The following is an 11,715-nucleotide window of genomic DNA, read 5'->3' on the forward strand; positions in this document are numbered from 1 at the left end:
CGCCCTCCTTTTCATCTTCCGCGCGCGAATTTTGCTGTTATCAAAGCCGGGAAAATGTTTTTTAATTGCCCGAAAATCTTTCCCGAAACGAAGCGATGAAGAAAAATCAGACGAACGCATGGACGCCGGCGGAGGCGGAGGAATACTACGGTTTCAGACGCTGGGGCGCCGGTCTCTTCTCCGTGGACGAGGACGGGTTCCTCAACGTCCACCCGCAGGGCGACGCGCGGCGCATCCGCATCACCGACATCATCAAGGAAGCGGAGAGCATGGGGCTGCGCCCGCCGATGACGATCCGGATTCAGGACGTGCTGCGTTCCCGCGTCATCCAGCTCAACCGCGCGTTTCAGGCGGCGATCAAGGACGAAGAATACCGCGGGAAATATCAGGGCGTGTTCCCGATCAAGGTCAACCAGCTCCGCGAAGTCGTCGAGGAGATTCTCGACGCGGGCGAGGACTACGACTACGGGCTCGAGGCGGGGAGCAAGCCGGAGCTGCTGATCGCGCTCGCGCTGCTTGAGAACAAGAAGGCGCTGCTCGTCTGCAACGGCTACAAGGACGAGGAATACATCCGGCTCGCCCTGCTCGGGCGCCGTCTCGGCAAGCGCACGATCATCGTCGTGGAGCAGCTCGAGGAGGTGGATCAGATCGTCCGCATCGCGCGCGAGATGAACGCCGAGCCCGTGATCGGCTTCCGCGTCAAGCTCACGACGAGCGGCGAAGGCAAATGGGCGAAGTCCGCCGGCGAATACGCGAAGTTCGGGCTGACGCCGGGCGAGATCATCCTCGCGGCGAAAAAGCTGAAGCACGCGCGCATGGCGTCCGCGCTGCGCCTGCTGCATTTCCACATCGGTTCGCAGGTGCCGAACATTCTGACCATCAAGAAGGCCGTCACCGAAGCCGCGCGCTTCTACTGCGAGCTCGCGAAGATGGGCTTCCCGATGGAGCACCTCGACGTCGGCGGCGGGCTCGGCATCGACTACGACGGCTCGCGTTCCAACTACGAGAGCTCCATGAATTATTCCATGGAAGTGTACGCGCGCGACATCGTGGCGAACATCAAGGCGGTCTGCGACGACGCCGACGTGCCGCACCCGACGATCACTTCCGAGAGCGGGCGCGCGATCGTCGCCCCGCACGCGATTCTCGTCACCGAGGCCGTGGGGCGCATCGTCTCCGCGGACGACACGACGACGCCGCTCGTCACGCGCAGGAAGGCGGCGATCGTCCGCGAGCTCGAGGAAGTGCTCCGCGACGGCGGGCGCTACGGTCTGCTCGAGCGTTTTCACGACGCGCGGCAGAAGCGCGAAGAGGCGCATTCGCTTTTCCAGCACGGCTACCTCAATCTCGAGAACCGCGCCGAGGCGGACCGTCTGTTCTGGCAGATCTGTCGTCAGATTCAGAAGGAGATTCCCTCGCTCGAAGGGAACGTTCCCGAAGAGCTTCTCGACCTCGACGTCATGCTTTCCGAGCAGTACGTCTGCAATTTCTCCGTCTTCCAGTCGCTGCTCGACAGCTGGGCGATCGGCCAGCTCTTCCCGATCGCGCCGCTGCACCGGCTCACGGAAAAGCCGACCGTTCCCGCGACGCTCGCGGACATCACCTGCGACAGCGACGGCAAGGTCTCCGAGTTCGTCGATTTCGAGGACGTCCGCAACACGCTGAACCTGCACCGCCTCGCGCCGGGAACGCCGTACTACCTCGGCACCTTCCTCGTCGGCGCGTATCAGGACATCATCGGCGACCTGCACAATCTCTTCGGGCGCGTGGACGAGGCGCACGTCTTCCTCGAAGACGACGAGGAGGACGGCTTCTACATCGAGGAGGCGATCTCGGGCTATTCCGTGGACAAGATTCTGAACATGATTCAGTACAACGCCGACGATCTGTGCCGCATGCTCAAGCGCGAGATCGACCGCGCGACCAAGGCGGACAAGGTGCGCCCGCGCGAGGGCATCTCCATGCTCGCGCTCTACGAAAAGCTGATCCGCGACAAGTCCTACCTCGTCCCCGTGCACAAGAAGCGCGCGCGCCGCAAAGCTCCGGAGAAGAAGCCCGAAGCGCCCGCCGCGGAATGAGAGCCGCCATGGGCGCCGGCGTTTCCGAGCTTCTCGACGCGGCGGCCGCGAAGAACGGCGGTCTGCTCAGCTTCCGCGATTTTTCCGCAATCGCGCTCTTCGCGCCCGGCTGCGGCTACTACGCGCGGGAACGCGAACGCGTCGGCGTCGCGCCGGGAACGGATTTCTACACGGCGTCGAGTCTCGGCGGCGAAGTCTTCGGCGGGCTCGTCGCGCGGGCGGCGCGCACGCTTCTCGAACGCGCCGGTGCCGACCCGCGCGAGTTCACGCTCGTCGAAATCGGCTCCGAGCCCGGGCAGGATCTCTTCGCGGGCGCGGCGGACGCCTTTGCGGGAACGCGGCGCTTCCGTCTCGGCGACGCCGTCGAAATCCCGGAAAAGGCCGTCGTCTTCGCGAACGAGCTCTTCGATGCGCAGCCCTTTCATCGGCTGATCTTCAGGGACGGCGCGTGGCGCGAAACCGGCGTCTTCCGTTCCCGCGAAAGCGGCGAATGGATCGAGACGCTCCTGCCCGCGCTCTCGACGGACGCGCTGCGGAGCTTCGTCGCGCGCGAGCTGCCGGCGGAGATCGACGAGGGCTGGCGGCTCGACATCGCGCTCGACGCGGAGACGCTGCTCGAAAAAATCCTCGCGGGCGCGTGGCGCGGCGCGATCGTCTTTCCGGACTACGGCAAGACGCTCGCGGACTGCCTCGACTCCTTCCCGGAAGGCACCGCGCGCGCGTATTTCCGCCACGCGCAGACGAACGCGCTCACGGCGCGCCCCGGCGAGCAGGACCTCACCTGCCACGTGTTCTGGGAACGCCTCGAAAAGACCGCGCGGGAACGCGGCTTCGCCGACGCGGGCGTGCTGCGCCAGGAAGCCTTCTTCATGAAATTCGCGCTGCCGGAGACGGAGCGCATCGTCGCGCGCGGCACGCCGCGGGAACGCGCCCGCCTCGTCGAGCTGATTCACCCCGCGAAGATGGGCCACGCCTTCCGCGTCCTCTCGGGAACGCGCGGGCTCTGAAGCGCGCTCACTCGCCGCAGAGGCGCGCGGCGACGTTCCCGCCGACGATCTGGCTGGAGCGCACGGCGTCGCCCTGCTCGCCCGCGAGCTTTTCCGTGAACGCGGCGCGCGCGGCGGCGTCCGCGAACTCGACGCCGAGCAAGGCGCGCCCGACGCGCTCGCCCGTGTAAAGGTAATTGAAGTAGCAGATGTTGTCGCCCGCGCCGAGGTAGCGCGAAATGAAGTCGTGCAGCGCTCCCGGGCGCTCGTAGAAATCGACGCGCACGAAAAGCGGATTCTTCAGCAGGCGGCGGTCGAAGGGAATCACGCGGAAAAGCGTGTCCGCGTCGCCCGTGACGTCTTCCCAGCGGACGCCCGCGGCGTCGAGCGTTCCCGTGATTTCGGCGAACTGCGCGTCCGAGACCGCGACGCCGACGACGGGCCGCGCGACGCTTTCGCTCGTCTTGCCGTACTGGAATTCCGTGATGCTGCGCCGCGCGAACGCCTTGCCGAAGACGTCCAGAAACGCGCCCGGCCGCTCCGGAATGTGCACGCGCAGGAAGCGGCGGCGCGCGCCGTTCACCTGCGAATTGCGGGTGATGAAGCCGAGCTGGCCGAAATCGACGTTCGCGCCGGAAATGACCGTCAGCACCTTTTTGCCCGCGAGCGAATCCGCGAGCTTCAGCGCGGCGGCGACGCCCATCGCGCCCGAGGTCTCGGGAATGATGCGGTTCGTCTCCCACAGCTTCTGAATCGCCCAGCACACGTCCTCGTTCGTGACGGTGACGATGCCGTCGAGCAGCTCGCGGCAGATTTCGAAGGTGAGCGTTCCCGCCTTGCGCACGGCGGTGCCGTCGCAGAAAATGTCCACGCGGCCGATGTCGGTCGGCTTTCCCGCCTCGATCGCCGCCTTCATCGACGCCTGGTTCGCGCCTTCGACGCCGTAGATGCGGATGCCCGGATACTGGCGCTTCAGCCAGACCGCCGAAGCGGACGCGAGCCCGCCGCCGCCGATCTGCAGAAACGCGACGTCGAACGGACCCTTGCCCGACATCACGACCTCGTCCGCGAGCGTGCCCTGCCCGCCCATCACGGCGACGTCGTCGTAGGGATGCACGAACGTCAGGCGCTCCTCCTTCGCGGCGCGCTTGGCGGCCTCGCCCGCGGCGTCGTAGGAATCACCGTGCAGCACGATTTCGACGAACTCGCCGCCGAAGCGGCGCACCGCCGACTGCTTCACGTCTGGCGTCGAGCGCGGCATGAAGATCTTGGCGCGGACGCCGAGCAGCTTCGCCGCGAGGGCGACGCCCTGCGCGTGGTTGCCCGCGGACGCCGCGACGATGCCGCGGGCGCGCTCCTCCGCCGTCAGCAGCGCCATGCGGTTGTAGGCACCGCGCCACTTGTACGCCTTGATCGGGCCGAGATCCTCGCGCTTGACAAAAAGGCGGAACGGCAGATTCGTGCCGACGAGTTCTTCCAGCGGCGTCGGGTTCGCCACGGCGTAAACGCGCTGGCGCGCCATCAGAACGGCGTCGAAAACTTCTTCACTGAGTGCAGACATGATGCGCGGAAAATACGCTCCTCTCCGAGGAAAATCAAAATAATTGCGCGCCGCGCGGGAACGCCGCGCGAAGGCGGGACGGGCAGAAAATTCTTTTCTCCGTTCCCTCAAAGGTATGCAATAGGCGGATTGCATTTTTTCGGAAGATGATCACGTTCTTCATCGCTTTGGCCTGCCTGATTCTGGGCTACGTCTTTTACGGCGCCTTCGTCGCGAAGCTCTTCGGGGTCGATCCCGCGCGAGAGACGCCCGTGCTGCGTCTGCACGACGGCGTGGACTACATGGAGATCCGCCCCTGGCGCGCGTTCATGATTCAGCTGCTGAACATCGCCGGGCTGGGGCCGATCTTCGGCGCGGTGCTCGGCGCCGCCTACGGTCCCGTCGCCTATCTGTGGATCGTGCTCGGCTGCGTGTTCATGGGCGCGGCGCACGACTTTTTCTCCGGCGCGATTTCGATGCGCTTCGACGGCTGCAGCCTGCCCGAGCTCATCGGAAAAACGCTCGGGAACGGCGCGCGGCGCGTGCTGATTCCGTTTTCCGCGCTGATGCTGCTCGCGATCGGCATCGCGTTCGTGAGCGGGCCGGCGGGGCTGCTCGCGCAGCTCTCGGGAACGCTCTCCGAGGTCGTTCCCGTCGAGGCGGTCGCCGAGGGCGGGCTCGTCCTGCCGTTCGCGGGAACGCTGAGCTGGACGGCGATCTGGACGGGCGCGATCGTGCTCTACTACGTCTTCGCGGTGCTGATGCCGATCAACAAGATCATCGGCAGAATCTATCCAATCTTCAGCGTGACGCTGATCTTCATGGCGCTCGGCGTCTCCGGCGCGCTGCTCTGGAAGACGGCGACCGGCGCGCTCGAAATGCCCGAACTGACTTTTTCCGCGCTGAGGAACTTTCACGCGGACGCGGGCGCGAACCCGCTCTTCCCGATGCTCTTCGTCGTGATCTCCTGCGGCGCGATTTCGGGCTTTCACGCCACGCAGTCGCCGATGATGGCGCGCTGTCTCAAAAGCGAACGCCACGCGCGCCCCGTGTTCTACGGCGGCATGATCGCCGAGGGCGTGATGGCGCTGATCTGGGCGTCCGCGGCGATCGCGTACTGCGGCGGCGCGGAAGGACTGAACGCCGCCGCGCAGGCGGGAAAGACGCCCGCCGTCATCGTGAACGCGATCTGCACGGACTGGCTCGGCGCCGTCGGCGCGGTCGCGGCGATTCTCGGCGTCATCGTCTGCCCGATCACGTCGGGCGACACGGCGCTGCGCAGCGTGCGCCTGATCGCGGCGGACGCGCTCGGCGTCTCGCAGAAGCCGCTGCTGAACCGCGTGCTCGTCTCGCTGCCGATCTTCGGCGTCGCGCTCGCGCTGAGCCAGATTTCCTTCGACGTCATCTGGCGCTACGTCGGCGTGGGCAACCAGACGCTCGCGGCGCTCACGCTCTGGGCGTGCGCGACGTGGCTGGCGCGGGAACGCAGGACGCACTGGCCGCTGAGCGTTCCCGCGGCTTTCCTGAGCGCGGTCTGCGCGACGTATTTCCTGAACGCGCCGCACAAGCTCGGCGGCCTCGCGCTCGGCTACGACGTCTCGCTGCTCGCGGGAACGCTGTTCGCGTGCGCGCTGCTCGCGTTCTTCGTGCTGCGCGTCCGCGCGGGAACGCCGCCGACGCCGCCCGCCGCCGCGCCCGACGGAACCGAATCTCGTTGAACTTCCCGCGCTTTTCTAAGAAACTTTTTTCACCATGAACGACCTTCTTCCGCAGATTTTTTCCGCCGCCGCGGAGACTCCCGTGAGGCTTTGGATGGCGATTCCGTTCGCGCTGCTGCTGATGCTGATCGCGGTCGCGCCGCTCACGCCGCACAGGACGAAGGAGCTTTGGGAGAAATACTATCCGCACGTCGCCGTGGGGCTGGGTCTCGCCGTCGCGGCGTTTTACTCGCTGTGGATGCCGAACGGCGTCGTCGCCGTCTGGCACTCGTTCAAGGAATACGTTTCGTTCATCGCGCTGGTGGGTTCGCTCTACGTGATTTCCGGCGGAATCACGATAAAGCTCAACGGCGAGGCGACGCCGAAGACGAACGTCGTCTTTCTGCTCATGGGCGCGCTGCTCGCGAATCTCATCGGCACGACGGGCGCGTCGATGGTGCTCATCCGCCCGTGGATGCGCATGAACAAATTCCGCCTGTCGCCGTATCACATCGTGTTCTTCATCTTCATCGTCTCGAACGTGGGCGGCGCGCTGACGCCGATCGGCGACCCGCCGCTCTACATCGGCTACCTGCGCGGCGTCGACTTCTTCTGGGTGTTCGAGCACGCGAATCTGCCGTGGAGCTTCGTCGTCGCCGCGCTGCTGGGCGTGTTCTACCTGATCGACGTGCGCAGCTTCCGCAAGGCGGGCGCGCGCGGACACGTCGCGGAACAGTCCGCGGAGGGCATGACGCTTTCCGTGAGCGGCATGAAGAACATCGGCTACCTGATGGTGGTCGTCTGCGCGGTGTTTCTGCCCGGGCAGGTCTCCGCGTCCGTGCGCGAAGTGCTGGAGACGTATTTCATCCGCGAAATCGTGATGATCGCCGCCGCCGCCGCGTCGTATTTCCAGACGCACCCGAAGATTCACGAGGAAAACAACTTCTCGTTCGAGCCGATCCGCGAAGTCGGGTTCCTCTTCATCGGCATCTTCCTGACGATGGTGCCCGCGCTCGCGTATCTGACCTCGCACGGCCCGGAAATCGGCGCCGCGCTGACGCATCCCGCGCACTACTACTTTGCGTCGGGCTCGCTCTCGGGCTTCCTCGACAACACGCCGACCTACGCGAATTTCTTCGACCTGATCCGCAGCCTCGCCGAAAACGATCCCGAAGGCGCGAGCGCGTCGAACGTCGTCACGTGGATGACGAATTCCGAAAACCACCAGTACAACCTGCTGGTCGTCGCGATTTCGCTCGGCTCGGTGTTCTTCGGCGCGCTGACCTACATCGGCAACGGTCCGAACTTCATGGTGAAGTCCATCGCGGAATCCGAAAAGGTGAAGATGCCGACCTTCTTCGGCTACATGCTGCGCTACAGCCTGCCGATCCTCATTCCCGTGCTGTGCCTGTGCGCGCTGATCTTCCTCGCGGCTCCGGACGCGGGAACGCCGCCCGCGGATCCGACCGCCGTCGAAGCGCCCGCGGGCGCCGCGGCGGAATAAGCCCCTCAGACGACGAGGACGAGGGAGCGGATTTTTTCGCCGCCGGGCAAGGCGCGGAGGCGGCGGAGCACCGCGGTCTTCTCGAACTCGAACTCGGCGCGGACGACGGCGTTCGCGCAATGCACCTTGAGGCGCGAGAACGAATCTTCGAGCGCGAGCGGCGACGTGCGCTCGGCGAGCCGCGCGGGAACGAGCTCCGCCCAGTCGCGCAGAATCCGCGCCTGCAGGCTGTGCTCGAAAAAGCCGCGGGAACGCAGCAGCTTCTCGAAAAACGGCGCGACGTCGCGCGGCTCGTCGTCGCCGCGTTCCCGCCGTTCTTCGGATTCGCGGACGAATTTCGACGAAATCCGCACTTCCTTTTCGCGGTCGAGTTCGCGGTATTTCCGCGGCGCGAGATCCTGCGGCGGCAGCCCGCGCAGCGAAGCGAAGAGATTCTGCGCGGAGCGCGGCGGCTTCTTCCACGCGAAACCCGAGACGAGCAGCCCGCGGATCCGCGCGGGAACGTCGGCGAGCGTCTCGAAATAAGGCACGTTTTCGGGCGGGAGCGCCGTCGCGCGCGGCGCGACCCAGACCGCGCGCGCGCCGAAGCTCACGGCGGGAACGATGTCCTCGCCGAGCGTGTCGCCGACGTGCAGCAGCTCGCCGCGCTCGATCTTCATTTCGCGGCAGAGATTGTCGAACGCCGCCTCGCTCGGCTTGGCGAATCCCGTTTCCGAGGAAAGAAAGACGCGATCGAAGAACGGTAGAATCTTCTTGTCCGCGAGCGCCTTGCGCCAACGGGAATCGCCGTTGGAGAGCACGACGAGGCGCACGCCGAGAAAGCGGATCGCCTCCAGCGCGGGAACGACGGCGGGCATCATCGCCCAGTGTTCGGGGCGCGAAAGCGCGTCGTAGATGAAGGCGACGGCGCGGTCGAACTGCGCGTTGGAGCAGCGCCCCGCGAAAATTTCCCAGAGCATGTCGCGCCAGTAGCGGCGGGAACGCGCTTCGCTGACGGGCGCGTCGCCTTTCGCCTGGGCGGCGAGGCGCGCCTGCGTCCGCCGGGCGTCGAACTCGGCGGCGGGAGGAATTTCCGCGATTCCCTGCGCGCGCATCGCCTCGACGCAGAGCGCGCCGAGCGACGGGAACGGCTTGAGCAGCGTCCCGGTGAGATCGAAGGAAACGACGGAAGGAAGCACGGCGGGAAAGGGGAAAGCTTCTTAAAGCTTAAACCTTAAAGGTTAAAGATTAAGGGTTAAGGGTTGAAGGAAGTTATGAGGTTACGAAGGTTCTTTGCGCTCGGCTCCGCCGAAAGAATTTCAAGAATCTCCTTCGCGAAGCGAAACGCAATCAACTTCATAACCTTCATAACCGCGATTTCATCGCCTGCGCCTCAGTCTTCTCCGGCGATCCAGAGCGCGACGGAGAGCGGCGGGAGCGTCATGAAGCCGCCTTCGTGCGAGAACCCGGCTTCGGCGGGAACGCCGTCGAGGTCGATTTTCTGCGAGTTCGCGATCTGGCGGAAGCCGTCGAGCGCGCTCTTCTGAATCTGCACGGTCGCGGGCTCGAGCTGCGGATTGAGCATGAGCGCGTAGCGCATTTTCCCCTGCGAGAAATCCGCGTTGTAGATCGCGACGACGGCGGTGTTGCGCTGGTCGGGATAAAAGCGGAAGAATTCGCGGGAGACGTGCGCGCGCTGGCGGAAAAGGCGGCCGCGCGGCGAAAGGCGGAAGCGGATCCAGCCGCGCACGAACGCGTGCGTTCCCGCGAAGCGCTTGAGGCGGGAATAGTCGAGCGCGTTCGCCTCGCCGTCGAGATAGGTGTTGTTCTTGCCGTTTTTCGTGCGGAGGAAATCCTGGCCCTCGGCGACCATCGGCGTGCCGAGCGCGGAGAGCAGGAAGGCGAACATGACGTGCGTGCGGCGGCGGTCGCGCTCGGTCGGATTTTCGGCGTTCGAGTTGCCGCATTCCGTGATCTTGTCGAGCCAGCAGCGGTCGTCGTGCGATTCGGTGTAGTTGACGGTCTGCGCCGGGAACGTCGCGAAGTATTCCGGCGAGCCGGCGAGGAAATAGCGGAAGCCGTCGAGATTGACGCAGTTGTGCACGTATTTCGCGGCGTAGTCGCGGAAGCCGTCGTTCCAGGAGGAGAACGTGGTCGCGCGCAGATTCGCGGCGATGTGCCCGCGGAAGCTCCACGGCTCGGCGATGAGCACGGCGTCCGGGAAACGTTCCCGCACCTGCGCCTCGACGACGCGCAGCGCGGGAACGCCGATCAGCTCCGCGAGGTCGAAGCGGAAGCCGTCCACGCCGTAGCGTTCGAGCAGCCAGATCAGGCTGTCGCAGACGAGCTTGCGCGCCATCGGGCTGTCCGCGTCGTAGTCGTTCCCGCAGCCGCTCCAGTTCGTGAAGTTGCCGTGCGGGTCGAGGTGGAAATAGTAGTTCTTGTCGATGCGGAAGAGGTGATTGGGCTCGCCGACGTGATTGTAGACGACGTCGAGCAGGACGGCGATTCCCGCCTCGTGAAACGCGTCCACGAGGTCGCGGAATTCCTCCGTCTGCGCGCCTGAGGCGGGATCGACGGCGTAATGCGAGGCGGGCGAGAACCAGTTGTTCGTCATGTAGCCCCAATGGTAGTCCTCGCGCTTTTCGGCGTCGAATTCCTGAATCGGCTGCAGCTCGACGGCGTTCACGCCGAGCTCCTTCAGGTAGCAGTCGGGCGAACGCACCCACGCCGCGAGATCGCGGAAGCCGAGCGTCTTTTTCCCGGCGAAACGCGGCACGCGCGCGATCAGGTCGCGCAGGTGCACTTCGGCGATGACGAGGTCGGCGACGTGCGGCGCGCTGAAGCGTTTTTTCGGGAAGCCGAACTTGTTTTCGTCCACGACGATCGCCGGGCCTTCGCGACCGCAGCACGCCTTGGCGTAGGGATCCAGAATCGCCGCCGACTCGAGGAACGCCGACGTGTTGTCCGCGTTGATGCCGCGGACGTAGAAATAGTAGAAGCAGCCCGAAAGATTGCCGTCGAAGACGTATTCCCAGACGCCCGCCTCGACCGGCGCGAGCTCGACGCGGCGCCGCGCGACGTTCCCGCTCCAGAACTCCAGCGACACGCCCTGCGCGCGCGGCGCGAAGAGGCGGAAGGTCGTCTTTTTGCCGTCGCGCGAGACGATGGAGCCCATCTGAAGCGGCGAAAAGATCTTCGACATCATGAAGCCCGTGCGCACGGGAATCGAGTGTTCCCGCCGCGGGCTGTCCCAGATGAGCTCTTCGGGCGAATTGAAGTCCACCGCGCGGTCGCAGACGAACTGGAACACGTGCCAGCCGGTCTGCCGGCGGTTCGCGCTCAGGTTGCCGTTCCCGTTCTCGTCGAGCACGATGTTCACCGCCTGCGACGGCGGCCCGAGCCATTCGGAAGAGGCGGTCACGAACTTGAACGAGACCTTTTCGACGCCTTCGCTGCGGAACACGCGCGCGAGCGGCGCCGTCAGCTCCCAGATGTCGTGCTGGCCCATGACCTTGCGCCGCAGCCGCCATTCGGGATTGCCGATCGCCTGCTGCCAGCCGTTGAAGTCGCCCGCGACGAAGATTTCCGATTCCGACGTCAGATGGTGGTTGCGGTAGAGCTTCGGGTGGAGCACGAAGACGACGTCCGTGCCGTTGAAATAATAGCCGTGCGTGATGCCGGCGATGAGCGGGGGCACGCGGACGATTTCGCGGATCGCGACTCCGGACTTCAGCTTCAGCGGCGGCATTTTGCGCGCGTCGCGCCAGTCGCAGGAAAGCTGAACGATGCCCGTGTTGCTCGAAATCCACATCGCGCGCTCAAGCGAGGCGGATTCGGACGAGGCCGCGTTGGCGAACGCGGGAAAACCCAGAAAGTCGGAAATTTTTTTCAGGATGGAAGGCATGAGGGGAAGGGGCTTGGAGCGGAA

7 protein-coding genes are annotated in these 11,715 nt (G+C 65.3%); 4 read left to right on the forward strand and 3 right to left on the reverse strand.

Features of this window, described 5'->3' with window-relative positions:
- Positions 1-95 precede the first annotated feature (95 nt).
- Both speA and ACQREB_RS00930 read left to right on the forward strand, forming a co-directional pair.
- Complete coding sequence (gene speA, locus ACQREB_RS00925; protein ID WP_427764184.1) at positions 96-2,078, forward strand: biosynthetic arginine decarboxylase; 1,983 nt, start codon at positions 96-98, stop codon at positions 2,076-2,078.
- Positions 2,075-3,085 (forward strand): SAM-dependent methyltransferase, encoded by a 1,011-nt coding sequence (locus ACQREB_RS00930; protein ID WP_427764187.1) that lies wholly within the window; start codon positions 2,075-2,077, stop codon positions 3,083-3,085. Before speA ends, ACQREB_RS00930 begins: the two co-directional genes overlap by 4 nt.
- A gap of 7 nt (positions 3,086-3,092) precedes the next feature.
- Here the strand turns inward: ACQREB_RS00930 and ACQREB_RS00935 are convergent, their stop codons facing one another.
- Positions 3,093-4,625: a pyridoxal-phosphate dependent enzyme gene (locus ACQREB_RS00935; RefSeq protein WP_427764189.1), complete on the reverse strand. Its 1,533-nt coding sequence runs from the start codon at positions 4,623-4,625 to the stop codon at positions 3,093-3,095.
- A 146-nt stretch (positions 4,626-4,771) separates the two neighbouring features.
- On the opposite strand from ACQREB_RS00935, the gene ACQREB_RS00940 reads away from it, so the two are divergent.
- Entirely contained in the window at positions 4,772-6,322 is a 1,551-nt protein-coding gene (locus ACQREB_RS00940) for a carbon starvation CstA family protein (protein ID WP_427764191.1), read from the forward strand.
- 34 nt (positions 6,323-6,356) lie between these two features.
- The gene (locus ACQREB_RS00945) at positions 6,357-7,805 is read left to right on the forward strand and encodes a sodium:proton antiporter (RefSeq protein ID WP_427764192.1); all 1,449 of its coding nucleotides are present in this window, start codon (positions 6,357-6,359) and stop codon (positions 7,803-7,805) included.
- Positions 7,806-7,810: 5 nt separating this feature from the next.
- Here ACQREB_RS00945 and ACQREB_RS00950 read toward each other — a convergent pair whose 3' ends face one another.
- Together ACQREB_RS00950 and ACQREB_RS00955 are read right to left on the reverse strand one after the other, a co-directional pair.
- Positions 7,811-8,983: an HAD-IA family hydrolase gene (locus ACQREB_RS00950; RefSeq protein ID WP_427764193.1), complete on the reverse strand. Its 1,173-nt coding sequence runs from the start codon at positions 8,981-8,983 to the stop codon at positions 7,811-7,813.
- A 194-nt stretch (positions 8,984-9,177) separates the two neighbouring features.
- A complete protein-coding gene (locus ACQREB_RS00955; protein ID WP_427764196.1) occupies positions 9,178-11,691 on the reverse strand; it encodes an alpha-amylase family glycosyl hydrolase in 2,514 nt (837 codons plus the stop codon).
- Positions 11,692-11,715 lie beyond the last annotated feature (24 nt).

The sequence above is a fragment of the Candidatus Spyradosoma sp. SGI.093 genome, assembly GCF_050314555.1.
Lineage (GTDB): Bacteria > Verrucomicrobiota > Verrucomicrobiia > Opitutales > UBA953 > Spyradosoma.

Coding starts and splice junctions, on each gene's coding strand:
- speA (WP_427764184.1), top strand. CDS start 96: ATGAAGAAAAATCAGACGAACGCATGGACGCCGGCGGAGGCGGAGGAA.
- ACQREB_RS00930 (WP_427764187.1), top strand. CDS start 2,075: ATGAGAGCCGCCATGGGCGCCGGCGTTTCCGAGCTTCTCGACGCGGCG.
- ACQREB_RS00935 (WP_427764189.1), bottom strand. CDS start 4,625: ATGTCTGCACTCAGTGAAGAAGTTTTCGACGCCGTTCTGATGGCGCGC.
- ACQREB_RS00940 (WP_427764191.1), top strand. CDS start 4,772: ATGATCACGTTCTTCATCGCTTTGGCCTGCCTGATTCTGGGCTACGTC.
- ACQREB_RS00945 (WP_427764192.1), top strand. CDS start 6,357: ATGAACGACCTTCTTCCGCAGATTTTTTCCGCCGCCGCGGAGACTCCC.
- ACQREB_RS00955 (WP_427764196.1), bottom strand. CDS start 11,691: ATGCCTTCCATCCTGAAAAAAATTTCCGACTTTCTGGGTTTTCCCGCG.